Genomic DNA, 20,557 nt, shown 5'->3' with positions numbered 1-20,557 from the left:
CGAAGCCGCGTTACTGCTCGTACTCATCATTGTACTGGAGTTTAGATCCATCTTCAATACGAAGGAACCCCCCGGAGATGTCCGGGGGGAAAGCAATCCTCACGTTACTTGACCGCCGCATCTTCCAGCGTAATGCCGGATTGGAACGACAGGAAGCCGGGCATATTTTTGAAGCCGTCCACATTTTTCTTCATGGCGTATGCCTGCTCGCGCCAGGACAAGTACACGAACGGGGACAAATCGAGGGCGCGGTCGATCAATTTCTCGTATATTTCCTTACGCTTAGCTTCGTCCTGCTCTTTGCGTCCGTCGACCAGCAATTTGTTGATTTCCGCATCGTTAAAGTAAGCCGAGTTGTTCAGTCTTACCGCACCTCCGGTATAGAAGTTGCTGAGCCAATCTGCGTCCGTAATGTCGCCGGAAGTGCCGGCGATGAGAAAATCGTAATTGCCGTCCGTATTTTTCTTCGTACGGGTAGCCCAATCGGGAAGATCCAACTCCACTTCAATGCCTATCTTTTTCAACTCGGACTGTACGGCCACGGCGGTTTGCTGGTGATACGAGAATTGGGACGTAGACAGCAGGCGCGCTTTGAAGCCGTTCGGATATCCGGCTTCCGCAAGCAGCTTCTTCGCCTTTTCGACGCTGTATTCGAAATAGTTGTCATTCTTCGGGTTATAACCCATATATCCTTGAGGTATGGCGAGACCGTAGATGGGCTTGCCTCTTCCGTTAAACGCCGTATTGATGATCGTATTCCGATCGATCGCATACGAGATCGCTTTTCTGACCCGCGGATCGCTGAACGGCGCAAATTGCGTGTTGAACTGAATCATCATGAACGGACCGCTGACGCTATCCAGCTTCAGGTTAGGGTCCTGCTCAATGGACGCCGCGTCCTTCCAGGGCACATAGTCGATTAAATCGACGTCCCCCGCTTTCAGAGCGTTCACCCTTGTATTTTCATCCGGATAGAAAATGAAGCGAATCGAATTCACTTTCGCTTTATCTTTCTTGTAGTAACCGTCAAACTTCTTAACGACAAATTCCTGGCCTTTGGTCCACTTCACGAATTGGAACGGCCCGGCTCCCATCGGGTTTGCGTTCAGATCGCCGTTTTTCTCCTCCGTCCATTTCTTCGATACGATAACCGATTCCGGAAGCGCCAAATAGTGAACCAGCGGAGCGTAAGGCTCCTTAAGGGTAAAAACTGCGGTTTTGGCATCGGGAGCTTCGATTTTGTCGATAACGGACAGCTCGTTGCGGAACGTGGCGTTATTTTTCGGATTTGCGATGCGTTCGAAGGTGAATTTCACATCTTCGGCCGTTACCGGATCGCCATTTTGGAATTTGGCGTCGCGAAGCTTGAACGTGTATGTTTTCTTGTCTGCAGATACGGAATAGGACTCCGCCAGCTCGTTGCTCAGCTTGCCTTCCTTGTCGTAATTGACCAGTCCCCGGTAAATGGCAAGCTTGATTGTCCTTCCGTGAGTGGCATTTTGCACAAGCGGATCCATTGTTGCCGGTTCGCCGGACAAGCCGAAAATCAGCTCGCTTGCTTTTTGGGCATCCTTCCTGTCCGCTGTTTCCGGCTTGGTCGCATCGGATGCCGTATTGGACGACGTGCAGCCGCTGACAATGATTGCAACGGCCAATGCCAGAAGCATAACTTTCGATAACGCTTTCATCATTTCTGTTAACCTCCCTTTAATATGTATAATGAGGGCAGCCGCGTATCCGAAGCAACCCTTATTATTGCCAAATTTATGAGCGATTCAGCTTCGGATCCAATATATCCCGCAAACTGTCGCCGAGCAAATTGACAGCCAGGATCGTAATGCCCAGACAAAGCGACGGCCAAACCGCATACATCGGGTTCAAGCTGATATAACCCCGCGATTGTCCGATCATTTGTCCCCATGACGGCTCCGGCGGAACTACTCCCAGTCCGAGGAAGCTGAGCCCCGATTCCAGCAAAATCGCCGCAGCGATCGTCAAACTGATTTGAATAATAAGCGGGGACATGATGTTGGGCAAAATACTCCCCGTCAATACGCGCAGATGGGACGCGCCGAGCGACAGCTCGCTCTCGACGTATTCCTGCTTTTTGACCTGAAGGGTCGATGAATACGCAATTCGGGCGAAATGCGGAGCATAGACGATGCCGATAATGACGATCAAATTTTTCACTCCAGCCCCCCAAAAGCCTACGACCATAAGCGCCAGCAGGATCGGCGGAAAGCATAATATGATGTCCACGGTCCGCATGATCGTTTTCTCGACAAAACCGCGAAAATAACCGGACAGTGTCCCCAGCAGCAAGCCCAGTGCGAACGCCAGCAAGGTGGAGCCTAAAGCGACGGTGAGGGAAGGACGTATTCCCAATATCAATCGGCTCAAAATATCCCTGCCGAATTCGTCCGTCCCCAAGGGATAACCCGGCAGCGACGGCTTCAGCACGTTGTCCGGATGCAGCTCCAGCGGGTCGTGCGGAATAATCCACGGCCCGATCGCCGCAACGATCAATATGGGCAGCAATAGGAGCGAGCTGACGACGAACATCTTGTTTCGCAAAAACTTTTTCAGCATGTCTTCAACTCCTTAACGCACTCTCGGATCCATAAGACCGTACAGCAGATCGACCAGCATATTGATCAGGATGAAAAATGCAGCCATGACGACGATACAGCCTTGGATGAGCGGATAATCGCGGCTTGCAATCGACTTGACCAGCAGTGTGCTCATCCCCGGCCAATTGAACAAATATTCGAGCAGCACCGTGCCGCCGATCAAGTTGCCGAGCTGCAAGCCTATAATGGTAACGACCGGTATGATTGCGTTGCGAAAGGCGTGCTTGAAAATGACGGACCATTCGGAAACCCCTTTGGCTCTTAAGGTCTGGATGAACTCCTTATTCAGCACCTCCAGCATCGAAGAGCGCGTCATTCTGGCGATCGATGCCGCAAGCCCCAGCGCGAGCGTAACCGCAGGCAAGGCGAGGCGAAGCATATGTTTGCCGGGATTGTCCGAAAATGCCACGAAGCCGCTGGCCGGCAGCCAATGAAGCTTGAAGCTGAACACGAGAATCATAAACGCGCCGAGCACATAAACAGGGAATGACACTCCCAGCGCGGCGAGCGAGGATAAAGCCAAGTCAAGGATGCTTTGCCGCCGTAAAGCCGCGATGATGCCGAGCGGGACCCCGATGATCGTGGCCAATAGGATCGATACGAGCGCCAGTTCGATCGTATTCGGCAGCCGCTGTGCAATATACGTTTTCACGGGAGTCGTATCGTACAGGGAGACGCCGAAGTCAAAACGCGCAAATTTGGCGATCCAATTGAAATATTGCTCCATCAGCGGCCGGTCCAACCCGAGCGTATGACGCATTTCAGCCACCGCGGCCGCGTCGGCGCCGCGTTCCGTGCCAAGGACGAGTACCGCCGGATCTCCCGGCATGAAATGAATCAATGAGAATACCAAGGTGGCCACTACGATAACCTGAACGATGACCTGAAGCAGCTTGGTTGATAAATATGGCAACAATTCGATCACCTTCTATTCCGCAGAGCCGGACGTAGGCAGGCCGCTTGCGTATAAATGGCATGCTACGGCATGCTTTTCGCTGATTTTCACAAAATCCGGAGCGACTTCGCTGCAAATCGGCATCGCTTCCCGGCAGCGGGTGCAAAACCGGCAGCCCTTGGGCGGATTGACCGGACTCGGAACGTCGCCCGATAAAACGATCCGCTCCTTGTTATAATCGGGATCCGGTACCGGGATAGCCGATAAAAGCGCTTTCGTATACGGATGTCTCGCGTTCGCATACAGCTCGTCGGCGTCGGCGATTTCAACGATTTTGCCGAGGTACATGACCGCGATTCTGCTGCTCATATGCTTAACGACCGATAAATTATGGGAAATGAACAAATATGTCAATCCGAATTCTTTCTGCAGATCATTTAACAAATTCAGAATCTGCGATTGAATCGATACATCCAAGGCGGACACGGCTTCATCGCATACGATAAGCTTCGGATTCAAGGCGATGGCGCGGGCAATTCCGATTCGCTGCCGCTGACCTCCCGAGAATTCGTGCGGATAGCGGTTTATATATTGCGGACTGAGCCCGACCAGCTCCAGCAGCCTTTTTACTTTCACTTCCTTTTCCGCGCCGCCGGCGACTCCATGGATTTCAAAAGGCGCTCCGATAATTTGTCCCACCGTTTGACGCGGATTCAACGACTCAAACGGCTTCTGGAACACCATCTGCAGCTTGGACCGCTGGTTCCTCAGTTCCTTGCCCTTCAACCTTAACAGATCGCTGTTATCGAAACGGATTTCGCCGCTGTCGGCGTCGATGAGCCGCATAATGACCCGTGACAACGTGCTTTTCCCGCAACCGGATTCGCCTACCAATCCGAACGTTTCTCCTCTGAAGATCGAGAAACTGACATCGTCCACAGCCTTAACGAATCCATGGCGCCCGGAAAAGATCGTTTTTTTCAATGGAAAATATTTTTTGACGTGTTTTACATCCAATAAAATGTCGTTCATCCCGCCTCGCCTTCCCTCCAAGCCATTTCCGGTTTTAAGCAGCGAACAAACGTTCCGCCATCCCCCCGCAGCATTTCCGGCTCCGACTGCCTGCACGTCTCGTCCGCATTCGGACATCGGGGATGGAACCGGCAGCCGCTCGGCATCGAGCCGATGCTCGGCACGGTGCCGCTGATGCTGTACAGTTTTTCATTCGTCCGGTTCAGGTGCGGAATCGATCGGATTAATCCCTGCGTATATGGATGCCGAGGCCGGTGAAAAATGGACCTGACATCGCCCTCCTCCATGATTTTGCCCGCATACATGACGGCAACCCTGTCGGCCATCTCCGCCACAACTCCCAGATCGTGCGTGATCAGCATGATGCTCATATTCAGCTCGTCTCTGATTTTCTTAAGTAAATCGAGGATTTGCGCCTGCACCGTTACGTCAAGAGCGGTCGTCGGTTCATCGGCGATAAGCAGCTTCGGATTGCACGAAAGCGCCATCGCAATGCTGACCCGCTGGCACATCCCGCCCGACAGCTCATGAGGGTAAGCTTCCATGCACCGTTCCGGGTGCGCGATTCCGACATGGCCGAGCAGCTCCAGCGCCTTCTTGTATGCGCCTCTACGCGACATTTTTTCATGGATGCGAATCGCTTCTATAATTTGACTGCCGCACGTATAAACGGGATCCAGCGCCATCATCGGGTCTTGGAAAATCATAGCAATAGACTTGCCCCGATATTGCGTCATGTCTTTCTTTTTTACTTTCAGCAGATCGCGGCCTTCAAACCGGATTTCACCGGACGTAATTTTCCCCGCCGCCGGAAGCAGCTGCATCAGAGATAGAGAGGCTACCGTTTTGCCGCTGCCGCTCTCGCCGACAATACATAAAATTTCACCTTTTTTTATCGTCAGGTTGATGCCGCTGACTGCCGGGAATACGCCGTGTTCCGTCTTGAATTCCGTGCTTAAATTGTTGATTCTCAGCAATTCTTCGTCCATATTCGCCACCCCCGGCCAACCTCTTTACATAACAAACACATCGTTGTACTCATTATAAGGTTGTTTGTTTTGCGAACCCATGGAATGTTGAATGGTTTCGTTGTAAATTCAAACTGTTTTTCGTCGGAATCCTGTTTGCTCGTTCGAACTCGATGATGGCGAAATATTTTTGTTGTATTATTTTGTGTTTTTGTTGCAATATTGTACGATTGAATCCGATCCGAAAGAAAAAAAACTCCTCCCGGGTAACGGGACGAGTATGGTTGCCGATAAGTCGTGCGCCTGAGAATGGCCTATGAAACCGCTGAATTCCGCGTCTGAACCGAACCCGCCGGGGCCACTTTTGCCAGAAGGAACGCTATCGCGAGCGCTATCAGCAAAAATCCCGTGATCATGCCGACGACTCCGCCCCAACCAAACGAGGTCCAAAATCCACCGGCCATTGTCCCTCCGATACCGGAACCTGCGTAATAAAAAAACAGATAAAGCGAGGAAGCTTGCGCTTTGTCGCGAAGGGCACGCCGCCCTACCCAGCCGCTTGCGATGGAATGACTTCCGAAAAATCCGAATGTCATGATGGGCAGTCCAAGTATCTTTATCCACAGATGAGAATTCAAAGTCAGAATAACCCCGGCAAGCGTAATGAGCAGCGAATACGTAAGCGCCTTTTGTCTCCCATGCCTCGTCGCCAGCTTCGCTGCCCAAACAGAGCTGAACGTTCCTACAAGAAATACGATAAAGATCCAACCGACCAGCGTCTGACTGAGCGAGTATGGCGGAGCTGTCAGCACATAACCGATATAATTAAACAAGGCGACATTGCTGCCGAGGATGAGAAATCCGATGCCGAACAATATCAGCATCCCGGGATCTTTCAGATGGTTCGTCAGGGAGACAAGCAGCTTGCCTATTTCCAACGAACGCGGATGAAAATTTTGAGACTTCGGCAGGCTTACAAAAAAAATAAAGCTGGCTATCAGGCTGATGAAGCTGATCGTTCCTATCGCCGCATGCCAGTTGAAGATGTCCGTCAGTATACCGGAAACGACCCTTCCGCATACGGCTCCTAACGCATTTCCGCTAATGTAAAGCCCCATCGCCACACCAAGGCTGTCCGGTTCCATCTCTTCTCCCAGATACGCCATTGCAATGGAAGGCAGCCCGCCTAATGCGAAGCCCAATATCACCCGGAATGCAAGCAGCTCTTCATACGTCGTGCTGAGTGCAGTCAGAATGGACAAGAGGGAAGCGGCGAGCATGGAGAAAATCATGACCGGCTTGCGGCCCCATACTTCCGATAAAGAACCCATCAACAGCATGCTGACCGCCAAAGAAATAGTGGTCATGGAAAGTGACAGACTGGCCGCTGTGGGTGAAATATGAAATTCCTTCGTATATTCCGGCATAAGCGGTTGTGTGCTGTACAGGATGGCAAAAGTATTGAATCCCGCGGCAAAAAAAGCCAGATTGGATTTACGAAAAGCGGATGTGCCTTGCTGGATGTAACCCATGATGTGACCCCCCCGAATTCATTCCGTGCTTGCTTTTATACTACCATCGACAAATCATGATGTATAATTTATTATAATTATTGTTTTCATGCATGATGGTAATCATTGACCATATCTTTATAACGGAGGGTTTGCATATGGAATGGCAGCAGCTCGAATATTTTCAAACGTTGGCACAGATGCAGCATGTGACGCGCGCCGCCGAGCACCTTTGCCTTTCCCAGCCGGCCCTAAGCCGTTCCATCGCCCGGCTGGAAGAAGAACTGGGAGTTCCGCTGTTTGATCGACAAGGCCGCACCATCGTACTCAACCGATACGGCCGGCTCTTTTTGAAGCGTGTGAATCGGATGCTCATGGAATTTCACATGGGGAAGCAAGAGCTGCATGACCTGGTTCACCCCGAGTATGGGGAGATCGCATTCGGGTTCCTTCATACGCTGGGCACCGGCGTAATCCCTGATTTACTCAGCGCTTTCCGCCGTCAATTCCCGACAATCGGCTTCCAGCTGACCCAAAATCACAGCTATTCGCTTCTGGAACAGCTGAATGCCGGAGAACTGGATATTTGTCTGATGGCTCAGCCGACCGAATCCAAATATCCGGTCCAATGGATTCCTCTTTGGAGCGAGGAGATTTTCGCCACCTTCCCGCGGGAACATCCTCTCGCCAACGCGGAAAGCATCGGATTGGATGAAATAGCTGACGAACCGTTCATCTTTCTGAAGAAAGGATATGCGCTGCGCAGCACCACCGACCAGCTGTTCGGGCAGTATGGAATCAGTCCCAGGATTACTTTTGAAGGAGAAGAAGTCGCCACCGTTGCGGGGTTCGTCGCCGCCGGCCTGGGCGTTTCGCTGCTCCCCGACGTGGGGCTCGATAAAAGCAAAATTGCTCCGGTTCGGATTAAAGCACCGAAGTGCGAACGGGTGATAGGGATAGCGGCGATAGAAGGAAGGTACATGCCACCGGCGGCGGTCCGTTTTAAAGAGTTTGTGAGGGGTTACTGTGACAGGATCACAAAGAGTAATCTGCCGTAAGGCGAGAAAACGGCAGCCGCAAACCAGCTGCCGTTCCGGGTGATTTATAGTTATCCGGGGCTCATCTTCTCAGCAAAAAAGCAATGCCGCATTCGGCATTCCAACTATCTTCCGCTAATGTTTGGCGTTCCACTTGCGTCATCATAGAGCCATGACGTAAAGATTGCATAATCGCATCCAAAACCTTCATATTTTTCAACAAATATTCCCCGCCGATATATTCAGCAAAAGCTCCCTGCAAAATACAATCGGAAATGTGATCAATCAAATGCACATTCCGATCATCTTTTACAATGAGTTCTGTCCTGGTTTGCTTTGTTTGAATCACAATCATACCGTCTCCGCCGTTCAGATCGGGACGATAAGCAAAAGGGAGTGTGATAACTCCCTCCGTACCAACGACTTCATATTCATTTCGCATCGTCATTTCCGAGCTGCAATCGACCATTGCGTAAAGATGCCCCGGATAATGCAAAATAACCCCAACCGTTTGTACCATGCCGGCTGGATTGCTTTCACCAATGGCGACGGCACCTACAGGCTCGCTCTCAAAAATGTAACGAACGGAGTTTATACAGTCGGAGCCGACATGGTACAGAATTCCTGCATCCAATTCATCTTCCCTTGCCCTTGCCGGGAACGAATAACCGGCTCTCATCATTTTGACCTCGCCAATCAAGCCGCTTTGAATCAATTGCTTAGCCTTTTCATGTTGGGGATGGAAAAGATGAGGGAACGATTCCAGGAAAATAACTCCGTTCTCCTTACAAACATTCATAATTTGTGCCGCATCTTGTACGTGTAAAGCTGCCGGCTTTTCGCACAATATATGTTTCCCGGCGTGGGCGGCCTTTCGTATCCATTCCAGGCGGTGTTTGCTTGGCAGCTGAATATAGACCGCATCGATATCAGGATCGTTAATCACCCGCTCGAAATGAACATATTCCTTATGAACCAGTTCTGCATTGGAAGTGCGGTTAAAAACAGCCCTAAATGCTTCACGGTCTGAATTTTCTGCGCTCAATACACCCCATTTCACTCTTTTTGCAGTCATAAAGTCACTCCTCATATAAAGATCAGTCCTGCAGATCGCGGCCGAGTTTTCGATAAATGGTGCTCCGATGTATCCCCAACCTGGCTGCCGCCTCCGATACGTTTCCGTTTAACTCATGCAGTACCTCGCGAATAAGTTGTATTTCTTGATTTTTACGGGAGCTTCTCGTCTTGGAAAAATCCATTTTGACTTCACTCGTTTCTTTCCTGCTTTCCAGTACTTCTTCCGGCAAATGAATCGTTTGAACGACATCTCCCGTTAAACCGGCGGCGAGACGATAAGCCACATTCCGCAGCTCGCGTACGTTTCCGGGCCAAGAGTATTCCTGCAAAACTCTCATCGCTTCTTCATCCACCTTAACGGGCGGACGTCCGATCTCATTGCATATTTTTTTCAAGAAATGTTCCAGCAACAGAACAATATCACCCTGCCTTTCCCGCAGCGGGGGAACGTATTGCGACAGTACATTTAACCGATAGTACAAATCCCGACGGAATCTCCCCTGTTCAACTTCAGCGTATAATCTACGATTGGTTGCGGCGATGATCCGTATATTTACCGGAATCGGTGTTCTTCCTCCCAATCGAACAACTTCCTTCTCCTCCAGGACCCGGAGCATCAAAGCTTGCAAATCGGGCGGCAATTCCCCGATTTCATCAAGGAATATAGTTCCTCCATGGGCCAGTTCGAATTTGCCCGCTCTTCCCTCTTTGGATGCGCCCGTAAATGCACCGCCTTCATAACCGAAAAATTCGCTGGCGGCAAGCTCCTTCGGTATGGCGCCGCAATTAACGGCAATAAAGGGTCCTGTCGCCCGATAACCGGCCGCATGTATGGACTGAGCCAGCAGCTCTTTGCCCGTTCCGCTTTCCCCTTCGATCAGTACCGGCAGATCGCTTCTCGCGGCAGTTTGCGCTTTGGAAAGAGCGGATAAAAATTGCGGCGAACGTCCGATCAAAGAAGCGAACGAATACTTCGTTGAAAGTTTAACGGAAGCCCGACTCTTTTCGTTTGGCGATATGACTTGAATAATTGCTCCGATGGGCTCGCCTTGATATAAACAGGTGCGAAGGACGAAACCCCACTTTCCATCTTCTCTGTCGACTTCCCAAATCCGTTCCAACGCCGTTATATGGGGTTCTCCGACCGGACAGCCAACCAAACGATGATTGGTATCAATCCAACCCTGCTCATATATTTTCGGCGATGCTTTGATTACGTTGTATCCACGGTCAAGTGCGACGATCATTGTGTTCCGGCCGCGGTACATCTCGTTCATGCAAAATTCCATAACTTTGGCCCGTTGGAATTCCAATTTATAACGCAGTCGCTCTTCTATAGCCCTTACGGCTGAAACAACTGCAGGGAGCAAAGACGGGTGAGCAACTTCCCACGGTCCCGTTAAGTCCAGGACCCCCAAAATCTGATTGGTTGCAGGGTCTCGAATTGGCGATGCCGAACAAGTCCAATTGTGCACATCTTTGCAAAAGTGCTCGGCCGCAAATATCTGTACGGGCGAACGGTTAAAAAGCGCCACACCTATTGCATTTGTCCCTGCATGACCTTCCGCCCAAGAGGAGCCGGTAACAAACTGCATTTGCTCTGCCTTCATTCTTAATTTCACATCGCCGTCAATTCTTAAAATCGTTCCATTTGCATCGGTTATTACTGCTAAATGACCGGAATCTTGGGCCAGATCCTTCATTCCGGATAAAATCTGGTCCTGTTCATAAATCAATGGATTGTCCGACATGGAATGTTGAATATATTCTGTGGATACAGGAGTGGGCAAGTTTATTTGCAGAGGTTGAATCCCTTGCATTTGACAGCGCTTCCACGATTCAACTATCAAAGGCCGAACTTCAAAGCCGGCATCCTCCCGGAAATTAAAGCTCTCCCAAGCCGCTTCCAGTTTTGACCTTGTAATCATCGGCGAATTGTGTAAGTCTAAAGCATGATACGGATTCATCTTGCAAGCCACCTCCTGAAATCAACATTTCTTTATCAGGCACTTGGAAAAATTAACCGGTTCTCATGCAGCCTACGATTAATATATAATATTTTGAATTTTAAATCAATTTGAATACATCCTATGTAATCATGATTATCAAAACCCCAAAAAACCTTATGTCAAGGATTAAAGGGGTTTTGATTGCAGGAAGCATAATTCTCGGTATTTATAACGTTTTCTCCCCGGGTTTCCAGTTGGCGGGACATAGACCTCCGGCCTGCAGCGCCTGCAGCACACGTAAAGTTTCATCAACGCTCCGGCCTACGTTCATGTCTGTTACCACCTGATAGCGGAGAATTCCTTCCGGATCGATGATAAACAGTCCACGGTGGGCCGCGCCGGTTTCATCGTCCAGTATGCCGTAGGCGCGCGCCGCTTCTTTGTGAAAATCCGATGCCATCGGATAGTTAACCTCGCCGATCCCTTTCTGATCGCGCGGCGTTTGCGTCCATGCACGGTGCGTAAAAACGCTGTCTACCGAAGCGCCGAGAATTTCGCAGTCCAACTCTGCAAACTCCTTATAATGGTCGCTGAAGGCTATAATTTCCGTGGGGCAAATAAAGGTAAAATCAAACGGCCAGAAGAAAAGCAGCAGCCACTTGCCGCGATAATCCTCCAATGAAACGTCTTCATCCAGCGTCTTCATGTTTTTGGTCGATTTCAGCTTAAACGATGGCGCCGGCAGACCGACCTTGGCTATCTGCTGATTTAAATTTACTTGCTCCATTGCAGTTGTGTTCGACATTGTTATAATCTCCTTTATTTGAATATTTTGTCAGGATGCCGTGCCATTAAGCTCGGCCAACGCTTTTTTAATTCGAGTGGGGTTTAGTCCCAAAATCTTCTTATCGCCGATAACCGTAAGCGGTACCGTCGCCATGCCCATTTCCTTTAATTCCGCGGCGTATTGCTCGTTTAGATCAATGTTCTTTTCCACAAAGACGATATTTTGCTGATTCAGGTATTCCTTTAATTGAGCGCAATAAATGCAATCCGTTCCCGAATATACCGTAACGCAACTGTTAACGGACATATGGCGTCTCACCTCCACTTATTTATATTGGGCGAGAATTTGCTTGCGCCCGCGGACGAACTTGTCGGCGGACATGGCTGCGATTACGCCATCCGCCGCTGCGACAACCGCCTGCTTCACCGGGGAGCGGCGAACTTCCCCCGCTCCAAACACACCCGGTACCGCTGATTCCATATATTCATTCAGCACCATATACCCGTTTTCATCCAACGGCACCTGGTCTTCCAGGAAATCAGTACCGGGTTTGCTGCCGGTTAAAAAGATGAAAACTCCATCCACCTCAAGAAGCTGGTCTTCGCCCGTATTCGACTTAATCTTTAGTCCGCTGACATGCTCTTCTCCCATGATTTCAATGGGCCGGGTTCGAAAGTACATTTGCGTATGGTCAAGCTCCACCGGATAAGATACGCCCTGGAGCTCGGGTCGCGGAACGATGAAATGGATTTTTGCCGCAAATTCGCTTAATGCCATGGCCTCCTCCAGCGCTTCCGCCGACTCGCCGATCACCGCTACCTCTTTACCGGCAAAAAATGCTCCGTCGCAGGTGGCGCAAGTGCTGACCCCTTTGCCGAGCAGTCTCTCCTCCCCCGGCAGCATCCGGTTTCTCCCTTTCGAACCCGTTGCGACGATGACGGCTTTCGCTTCGTACATTCCGTCGGAGGTGAACAAATATTTTACCTTCCCTTCAACATCCACAGCCGTTATGGAAGTTTGCCTGAATTCGGCCCCGAAGCTTTCCGCCTGCTTCCTGATCAGGGTCAGCAGTTCGCGTCCGGTCGGTTCTCCGGGCACTCCCGGGTAATTAGCGATTTTATGTGTGATCGCCAAAGCTCCGCTATTCGGCGATTTGTCCAAAACCAGCGTGCGTAAACCGCCTCTGGCTGCATACACCGCTGCAGACGCGCCCGCAGGTCCGCCGCCTATGATGATGACGTCATACATACCGGAAACTCCCCCCTCCCTTACAGCTTGATAAGAAAAGATTTAAGTCTTTACTCGTTGGAAATAATCACTTTCAACGCCCTTTCCTTTGAGGCATTTCCAAATACTTCGTAAGCCTTCATGATTTCCCCAAGTTTAAAATGGTGAGTAATCAACTTCCAAGGCTCAAGCTTATTGGATTCCACTATTTTCAAAAGCATCGGCGTCGTATTGGTATCCACCAAGCCTGTCGTTAACGTAATGTTATGGATCCACAACTTCTGCAAATTCAATTGAACGCCTTTTCCGTGAACCCCTACATTCGCTATATGCCCGCCGGCTGTAACAATATTTTGGCAAATGTCGAATGTCTCGGGAATTCCGACAGCTTCTATCGCTACGTCCACGCCTTTGCCATCCGTCAGCTCCATTACTTTTTCCACGGATTTTCCAGCTTTGCTGTTGATCACTTGCGTTGCTCCAAATTTTTTCGATACTTCAAGACGGTTATCATCGAGATCAATCACTATAATTTCAGAAGGAGAGTAAAACTGGGAAGTCAGCACAGCGGCAAGTCCGACCGGTCCCGCCCCGACAACCGCAACGGTATCCCCGGGTTTTACTTGTCCCTTCATCACGCCGACTTCAAAGCCGGTAGGCAATATATCGCTTAACATAACCAACGCTTCTTCATCGGCGCCGGCCGGAATGGAATGCAAACTTGTATCGGCATAAGGTATCCGAACGTATTCGGCCTGTGTGCCATCAATCGTATGTCCGAGCACCCAACCGGCTTTCTCACAATGGGAATACATGCTCTTTTTACAGTAACGGCATTTTCCGCACGATGTGATGCAAGAGATCAATACCTTATCTCCCGGCCGAAACTGATGAACGCCGGCCCCGACTTCGACAATCACTCCTACCCCTTCATGTCCCAAAGTGCGCCCCTTGGCAACCGTCGGAACATCGCCTTTCAAAATGTGCAGGTCGCTGCCGCAAATCGTTGTCTTCACCATTTTAACGATCGCATCTGTCGGCTCTTGAATGGTTGGCGTCGGTTTGTCAACCAATTCTTTTTTTCCCGGACCTTGATAAATTAACGCTTTGATAAAAATCCCTCCCCTAGTCAGCTCGCATTCCTGCTTAAACTTTCCGCGATAACCGGTCGGGAGAACGGGATGAACCGCCCTCCTCCCGGTCCATTACCTAAACGCCGACATATTTATTGGCATCGTCGGGATTGGCAAACAGCAGAACTTTATCATCCAGCAATATCATGCGGCCATAGTGGGTCGACATCTCTACCTGAAAGGCGTAGGGATCGAAGCTTCGCCCCAATGCTTCGCTGATCTCGGACATATCAAACTCGAGTATTCCTACTCCATCGATGCGGATCATAGCGGGATATTGCGTGATTTCCACATTAGGTTTTTCACGCATGATGTCGGCAATAACTCTACCCTCGACACTGTCGCTTAACGTGACACCGCATTTGTTCGAAAACCCTTTATCCAGAGCGAAATTGCTGCTCATAGTTTTACCTCCTCCGGCAAATCCAATTGAAGGTATTCCCAAATGGAGTTGAACTTTTCTTGCGCCCGCGTATACGAAGCGGCGAAGGTCGTCACCTTTTTGCGGGGTTGCGACCAGATCGGCTGCAGCTGTTTTGCGGCGTTAACGCACATAGGCGTCCACTTTTTCAACCAGCCCTGAGCGACTTCTTTATTGTGATCGCCGTATTGAGGATCTTTAAGAAATACGGAAAATAGGTCCAAGGAATAAGACAGATTGCGCTCCAAGTCGGCTTCTGCCGTAGAAACGACAGTCGGCGTTACATAATCGCCATGACTCGCGGCGAATTGCATCAAGAAGCCGCTTCGAAACAATTCCCCGACCAGCGGTTCATATACGAGGTTTGCCGCAAACACTTGCTCCGCCCAATCCGTTGTAGCGTAGAAGTTCTCTACCGCTTCGCGGGCTCCTTGCCACAATGGATTATTCAGCCAGTTCTCCTTACCCGCTTGTTCATTTAACTCCTTGACATCTTGGGCCATTTCCATCATATACAAAGCAATATCCTGAGCGTAGCGAAGTTTATCCGACGAGTTGATCAGAATGGCAGTGTTGATCATTTGCGACATCCCGTCGCGCTGAGCCGATTGAAACAGCATGCCAAGACCGTATTCGGGATGTTTGGAAGCTCCCAGATGATCTTGCAGTATTTTAATCCACGTTTTGTCAAGGCTCTCAAAGGCATTTTCCGCCCTGGCATTTTGAATCGTCAGAGAGACCTGCTTTTCAATGTCGGCCTGGCGAATATAGTGGGTGCGTTCCCACTCTCCGTTGGGATCGCGGAACAAATGCCAATCCGAGGACTTGATTTTCGTGTTCTTCTCAGAATAGGCAGGCCTTCCGTCAGCGAAGGAAATGATCCAGTCCTGCAGCAGATACCGTTTGGGATCCGGCTGGACATCGACCGTAACATCTTCGTATAATGTCGCGCGACGGCTTTTGGGCTGATAATAATTGAATTTGCGGCTTTCACTGCCCGCGAACTTTTTCGCGCCGGCTTCGGCAGATTGTTCCGTAGAGCTTCTCATTTTTTCTACCTCCGATTCAGAATGGAAAAAGATTGGGCATTAATTGGAAGCGGGTACAAATTTATCGAAGAAAATGCGATCGGCTGAAACCCCATGATTTTTCAGCAGCGGAATCGTGGAGTCAATCATCGGCGCAGGCCCGCACAAGAAGACTTCCAAATCTTTCCCGGCGGTAACGGGATCCAGATGAGCCTCCACGACCTTTGTGATGAATCCGGTTTCACCGTTCCAGTTGTCTTCCGGCTGCGGTTCCGAAAGGGCCGGAATAAACCTGAATTTCGGAAAGCGCTCGGCGATCTCGACGAATTTATCCAAATAAAACAAATCGCGTTTCGAACGGGCGCCGTAGAAAAAGGTAACCTTGCGGTCCACTCCTTTTTCGACGATGTCATTCAGGATAGACCAAAGCGGAGCCATGCCCGATCCGCCGCCGATGAGAAAAATATCACCGGTGTTTTCTTCTCGGCGAATGCAATTCCCGAAAGGTCCCCGAACCTCCATGGCATCTCCGACTTTCAATTGTTCTTCCAAAAACGTGGAAAACTTGCCCCCTTTAAAGATTTTGATCATAAATTCAAGCCGGTCCGACTGTCTCGGGGTATTCGCCATTGAGTAGGAACGGTAAACATCTGTCCCGGGCAAATAGACATCCATAAATTGTCCGGCATGGAAAGTAATCTGATTCGGTTCCTCCAGCTTTAAAACGATACGCCGGATATCATGCGTGAGAGATTCCATTTCCGAAACGACCGTCCGGTAGGTTTTGATCGGAACCGTCACTTTAAGAGCTTCTTCGTCATATTGCAGAAGCTGCACGGTCATATCGCTGTATGGCACGGCTTTGCACAGCAAAATGTAGCCTTCCTCTTTTTCAAAATCCGGCAGAGCAAAGGTGGAATACCGCTCCATCTCGACATCGCCATCGACAAGGATGGACTTGCAGGTGGAACACTGACCCTCCTTGCAACCGTGCATTAAAGCGATCCCTTGACGGAAAGCCGCGTCCAAAATGGTTTCGCCCTCTTCGACCTCCATCTGAACCCCTACAGGTTCAAGTGTAATTGTATATGGCACAGTATTTCCTCCTCGTTTGGGCCTGGATGTGACTATCAGTGAATCTTAAATCCGGCGCGATATTCCAGAATATGCTTCTCTCTCTGCTCTTTGGACATGGCGCGGAGATCCACCAACGGGCTTCTGACCTGATAACCTTTCACATGGTCCAGCGTCCACATTTTGCTGTCCTCAAAGTGCAAATGCGGTTGTGGAATTAACGTTTTCCCATCCGGACGAACAAATCCCATATCCTGAATCACATCGGCCAAATCTCTGCCGTGATATACTTCTTCCCATTGCCGGCGTCCGCTGAAGCGTCCCATCGCCGGAGTCTCGCGGCCTTTATACTTGTCTGCAAACGCCACCTTATGCGTCCAGCAGCATTGTTCGGAGCAATAGGTGTATAATTGACCGTCTACTTCGTCAACCACCAGATCTTCGCGAATGACACAAGGAACCATGCAACTCCAGCAGCGGTGCGGATATACATAACCCGTATCGGCCCAAGCGATTGGCGTGCTGCCGGCTTTGGAAAGCTCGCGGTAATGATCCCACCATGCTCCGAATTCCTTGTACCAGCCCGGATATTTGCTTTCGAACCATTCATAATCGCGCTCTTCGAGCGGATCGATTCGCCAGAAATTGAGCGGCCAGCCCGTTGCAAAAAACTGAGCAACCTTATGCGTATAGAAGTTTTTGGTGATGCGATCCCAAGCGGCTTCCACATCGTCATGATGAATTTTGATTCCATATTTCTCCAAAGGAATCAGATAGCTGCGATAATAATCGTCATAAATCCATTTCCGCCACAGCTCGGCATAGGATTCTTTGCTCTTGCTGCGATCCTTGCTTCCGTATTCAATAATGGTACCTATCGCTGCATCGACAATGGCGTGATTTTGCCAAAAAGCGTATCTGATATCGCGTTCCAACAGATCGTGGTTGTCCGAATCGCCCAACACCATCATTAATGTACCGTATCCGTTATTAATGTGACGCGACTCGTCCGACTGCACGGACAAGAAGACGGTCGGAAGCACATAATCCCCGTTCGCCGCAGCCTCGGAAGGCATGGCTACAAACAGCGTATTTGTGAAAGCGGTTTCGGCAACGATCTGCAAATAGATATTAGCGGCTGTAATCGCATCGCCGGTAATAAATCCTTCGCCAAACTGACGGCCGATGGTTGTCGCATAGCATTGTCCGAATGCCTTTTGGGTAATATCAAAACCTGCCGGGTCAATATAATTTTCCATATACCACTTTTTCAGGTTCATTTGAATCGTGGAATGTCTGAATTCATCGATCATCTGCATCGTATAACCGTTTTTCAACTCGTCATTGGGCACCACATTGGTTAACAGCGCCATGGCCCGGGCAGCGGAGATTTCCGGAAATGGAATAATGGCCAGGAAGAGCTTCATCCACTCAATCCAGCGAGGCTCGGCATTTCGGAACATATTTCCGCGAAGCGCCGCATCCAACGCACCGTACACCCGGTTGTCCTTCTCCTCCTCCATGGCGAAGTAGGAACGCAAAACCTGTTTCATCGTGTCCTTAGGGGCCTTGGAAAATTTGTAGTCGGTCGGATACTTCAAGGATTCCTTCGCATAGCTGGGAAGCCATGCCAGCTCCTTGACCCGGCTGTGAGCTTCGGAAATGCTGATCCCGGGCTGAGCTTTAATTTTCGACAACGAGCTTGCCATAAAAAACGCCTCCTAATCAATTTGGTTTTGAAAAAGGGACTGATCAAGATTCCCTTCACACTATTTGATTCAGCAATTTATATGCCAAATGATGTACTGTCATTATGCAAACCATCCGAAATAAACAAAGTCCATGAAAAAAGTCGCTTTTTATCCATATTATTTAGAATTATTATTTATAAAGTTTAAGAATCAATGCTCCACCTCTTCCAGTTAATGAGACAGTCTTCCCTGTCGCACAAATTCATATTTTCTGCGACAGTTGCGAAATGATTGCGACAACATGCGACAGTTCGCATTTAACGCGCATTCAAAATGCGCTGCTGCGCGCCGTTGTGACGGGTTTCATCGGCGAAAAACAGATTGGCATGGATTTTGCTTGGAATTTAGGCAAGGGGGAAGTTCTTCTCCTCAAAATTTGTTGTCAGAAGAAAGGAGCGTTTAACAAATGAGCAGGAAAGTATTGATGATTACGGGAGACATGGCGGAGTCGTTGGAGGTGATGTATCCTCTGCACCGCCTGCGGGAGGAAGGTTATACGGTTGATATTGCAGCGCCCACAAAGAAGGTGATCCAAACGGTTGTCCATGACTTTGAACCGGGTTTTGAAACCTTTACCGAAAAATACGGTTATCGCGTTCAAGCCGATCTTGCGTTTCAAGAGGTCAACCCCGCCGAATACGATGGCGCCGTAATTCCCGGCGGACGCGCTCCCGAGCACATTCGAAATGACAGCGCATTCAACAAGATTTTAAACCATTTTGTAGAGACGAAGAAACCTTTGGCCTTTGAGTGCCACGCCGCTTTGGCCCTGCTTCCTCAAGGTCATCTGAAAGGGCGCCGATGTGCGGCTTTTTGGTCGCTCAAGCCTGACCTGACCGCTGCCGGAGCCACATTTGTCGATGAGGAGGTTGTGGTGGACGGAAGTTTTGTAACGTCGCGCGCTTGGATCGATCATCCCGGATATATGAAGGAATTCATTAAATTGCTGAAACGATAATCGCTAAACCCCTTGTTTAAACAAAACTAAAATATTGGAGGAGTGCACCATGTTTAAAACGGCAAACGGAGAAGAAATTTTTGTCATTGACAGTCATATTGCGTTATGGGACGCAAGTCCGGAAAACCAGCTGAACATCCATGGCGAGCAGTTTATCAACTGTTTCTATGATTATCATAAAAACCTTAGTCCGGCTCAGTATTTATGGCCGAAGGAGAAATTTCTCAAATACGATGCGGAAACGCTGATACACGATGTGTTCACGAAAGGGTATGCGGACATGGCTATTTTCCAGCCCGTCTTTTTGACGGATTTTTATAAAAAACCGTTCGGGGATATTGAAAAAAATGCCGAGCTTGTGAAGATGTACCCGGGGAGATTGATTGGCAACGGATCTTTTGATCCGCGCGACGGGGAACAAGGACTCGAATATTTGGAATTTATGGCGAAAACCTACGGCATTAAAGGAGTAAAATTGTACACGGCCGAATGGAGAGGCTCGTCTCGAGGTTATAAGCTTACCGACCCATGGGCGGAACGGTATTTGGCAAAATGCGAAGAGCTGGGCATCGTTAATATTCACGCGCATAAAGGTCCCACATTAACCCCGCTCGATCGGGATGCTTTTGATGTGGCGGATATTGACGGGGCGGCTTCCAACTTCCCGGGATTGAACTTTATCGTGGAACACTGCGGTCTCCCTCGATTGGAGGACTTTTGCTGGATCGCCACGCAGGAAAAGAATGTTTATGCCGGCTTGTCCGTAGCAATGCCTTTCATTCATACCCGCCCCCGGTATTTCGCGCAAATTATCAGTGAGCTGCTCTACTGGGTGGGTGAGGATAGAATGCTGTTTGGAAGCGACTATGCGCTTTGGGAGCCGGGTTGGCTGATTGAGAAATTTATGGCCTTTGAGCTTCCGGAAGATCTCAAACAGGAAACCGGAACCGATTTAACTTTGGCGGTCAAAAGAAAAATTTTGGGCGAAAATGCCGCACGATTGTATGGTATCGATATCGCCGCCCAGAAGTCGTTGTTAAGTCAAGATAAGCTCGCAGTAAGCCGTTAATCGAGTTGGG

General features: G+C 49.6%; 19 protein-coding genes. 3 read left to right on the top strand and 16 right to left on the bottom strand.

All coding sequences use genetic code 11. The annotated features are described in order from the left end of the window. Positions 1 to 104: 104 nt before the first annotated feature. The 6 genes from MYS68_RS38070 to MYS68_RS38045 form a co-directional block, all read right to left on the bottom strand. On the bottom strand, positions 105 to 1,691 hold the full coding sequence (locus MYS68_RS38070) for an ABC transporter substrate-binding protein (RefSeq protein ID WP_248930720.1): 1,587 nt from the start codon (positions 1,689 to 1,691) through the stop codon (positions 105 to 107). A gap of 73 nt (positions 1,692 to 1,764) precedes the next feature. After that, positions 1,765 to 2,589: an ABC transporter permease gene (locus MYS68_RS38065; RefSeq protein WP_248930719.1), complete on the bottom strand. Its 825-nt coding sequence runs from the start codon at positions 2,587 to 2,589 to the stop codon at positions 1,765 to 1,767. Positions 2,590 to 2,601: 12 nt separating this feature from the next. After that, positions 2,602 to 3,543, bottom strand: a complete 942-nt coding sequence (locus MYS68_RS38060) for an ABC transporter permease (RefSeq protein WP_248930718.1) — start codon at positions 3,541 to 3,543, stop codon at positions 2,602 to 2,604. Positions 3,544 to 3,558: 15 nt separating this feature from the next. Further along, complete coding sequence (locus tag MYS68_RS38055) at positions 3,559 to 4,557, bottom strand: ABC transporter ATP-binding protein (RefSeq protein WP_248930717.1); 999 nt, start codon at positions 4,555 to 4,557, stop codon at positions 3,559 to 3,561. Beyond that, a complete protein-coding gene (locus MYS68_RS38050) occupies positions 4,554 to 5,546 on the bottom strand; it encodes an ABC transporter ATP-binding protein (protein ID WP_248930716.1) in 993 nt (330 codons plus the stop codon). The genes MYS68_RS38055 and MYS68_RS38050 overlap by 4 nt, the downstream gene beginning before the upstream one ends. 293 nt (positions 5,547 to 5,839) lie before the next feature. Further along, positions 5,840 to 7,057, bottom strand: coding sequence for an MFS transporter (locus MYS68_RS38045; protein WP_248930715.1), 1,218 nt, complete (start codon positions 7,055 to 7,057; stop codon positions 5,840 to 5,842). A gap of 137 nt (positions 7,058 to 7,194) precedes the next feature. Between MYS68_RS38045 and MYS68_RS38040 the strand changes: the two genes are divergently transcribed. Next, a complete protein-coding gene (locus MYS68_RS38040) occupies positions 7,195 to 8,094 on the top strand; it encodes a LysR family transcriptional regulator (protein ID WP_248930714.1) in 900 nt (299 codons plus the stop codon). Positions 8,095 to 8,155: 61 nt separating this feature from the next. Here the strand turns inward: MYS68_RS38040 and MYS68_RS38035 are convergent, their stop codons facing one another. From MYS68_RS38035 to MYS68_RS37990, 10 genes are all read right to left on the bottom strand, one after another. Continuing rightward, a complete protein-coding gene (locus MYS68_RS38035) occupies positions 8,156 to 9,148 on the bottom strand; it encodes a Gfo/Idh/MocA family protein (RefSeq protein ID WP_248930713.1) in 993 nt (330 codons plus the stop codon). 22 nt (positions 9,149 to 9,170) lie between these two features. After that, positions 9,171 to 11,117, bottom strand: coding sequence for a sigma-54-dependent Fis family transcriptional regulator (locus tag MYS68_RS38030; RefSeq protein WP_248930712.1), 1,947 nt, complete (start codon positions 11,115 to 11,117; stop codon positions 9,171 to 9,173). 208 nt (positions 11,118 to 11,325) lie between these two features. Continuing rightward, positions 11,326 to 11,904, bottom strand: a complete 579-nt coding sequence (locus tag MYS68_RS38025) for a peroxiredoxin (RefSeq protein ID WP_248930711.1) — start codon at positions 11,902 to 11,904, stop codon at positions 11,326 to 11,328. Positions 11,905 to 11,934: 30 nt separating this feature from the next. Further along, positions 11,935 to 12,192, bottom strand: a complete 258-nt coding sequence (locus MYS68_RS38020; protein ID WP_248930710.1) for a glutaredoxin family protein — start codon at positions 12,190 to 12,192, stop codon at positions 11,935 to 11,937. 18 nt (positions 12,193 to 12,210) lie between these two features. Further along, positions 12,211 to 13,134: an NAD(P)/FAD-dependent oxidoreductase gene (locus MYS68_RS38015; protein WP_248930709.1), complete on the bottom strand. Its 924-nt coding sequence runs from the start codon at positions 13,132 to 13,134 to the stop codon at positions 12,211 to 12,213. A gap of 50 nt (positions 13,135 to 13,184) precedes the next feature. Beyond that, positions 13,185 to 14,225 (bottom strand): zinc-dependent alcohol dehydrogenase family protein, encoded by a 1,041-nt coding sequence (locus tag MYS68_RS38010; RefSeq protein WP_248931155.1) that lies wholly within the window; start codon positions 14,223 to 14,225, stop codon positions 13,185 to 13,187. A 97-nt stretch (positions 14,226 to 14,322) separates the two neighbouring features. Continuing rightward, positions 14,323 to 14,649 carry a propane 2-monooxygenase effector subunit MimD gene (mimD, locus tag MYS68_RS38005; RefSeq protein WP_248930708.1) on the bottom strand — a complete coding sequence of 109 codons (327 nt, stop codon included), beginning with the start codon at positions 14,647 to 14,649 and terminating at the stop codon, positions 14,323 to 14,325. Further along, on the bottom strand, positions 14,646 to 15,716 hold the full coding sequence (locus tag MYS68_RS38000; protein WP_248930707.1) for an aromatic/alkene monooxygenase hydroxylase subunit beta: 1,071 nt from the start codon (positions 15,714 to 15,716) through the stop codon (positions 14,646 to 14,648). Before MYS68_RS38000 ends, mimD begins: the two co-directional genes overlap by 4 nt. 39 nt (positions 15,717 to 15,755) lie before the next feature. Then, the gene (locus MYS68_RS37995; RefSeq protein ID WP_248930706.1) at positions 15,756 to 16,790 is read right to left on the bottom strand and encodes an NADH:ubiquinone reductase (Na(+)-transporting) subunit F; all 1,035 of its coding nucleotides are present in this window, start codon (positions 16,788 to 16,790) and stop codon (positions 15,756 to 15,758) included. A gap of 35 nt (positions 16,791 to 16,825) precedes the next feature. Beyond that, positions 16,826 to 18,478 carry an aromatic/alkene/methane monooxygenase hydroxylase/oxygenase subunit alpha gene (locus MYS68_RS37990; RefSeq protein WP_248930705.1) on the bottom strand — a complete coding sequence of 551 codons (1,653 nt, stop codon included), beginning with the start codon at positions 18,476 to 18,478 and terminating at the stop codon, positions 16,826 to 16,828. Between the two features lie 448 nt (positions 18,479 to 18,926). Between MYS68_RS37990 and MYS68_RS37985 the strand changes: the two genes are divergently transcribed. Together MYS68_RS37985 and MYS68_RS37980 are read left to right on the top strand one after the other, a co-directional pair. Beyond that, positions 18,927 to 19,478, top strand: a complete 552-nt coding sequence (locus MYS68_RS37985; protein ID WP_275983658.1) for a DJ-1/PfpI family protein — start codon at positions 18,927 to 18,929, stop codon at positions 19,476 to 19,478. 49 nt (positions 19,479 to 19,527) lie between these two features. After that, positions 19,528 to 20,547 carry an amidohydrolase family protein gene (locus tag MYS68_RS37980; RefSeq protein ID WP_248930704.1) on the top strand — a complete coding sequence of 340 codons (1,020 nt, stop codon included), beginning with the start codon at positions 19,528 to 19,530 and terminating at the stop codon, positions 20,545 to 20,547. The last annotated feature ends 10 nt before the right edge of the window (positions 20,548 to 20,557 follow it).

Source organism: Paenibacillus hamazuiensis, assembly GCF_023276405.1.
Lineage (GTDB): Bacteria > Bacillota > Bacilli > Paenibacillales > NBRC-103111 > Paenibacillus_AF > Paenibacillus_AF hamazuiensis.
The sequence above is the reverse complement of the archived record's forward strand: the minus strand, read 5'-3'. Positions and strand labels throughout refer to the sequence as shown.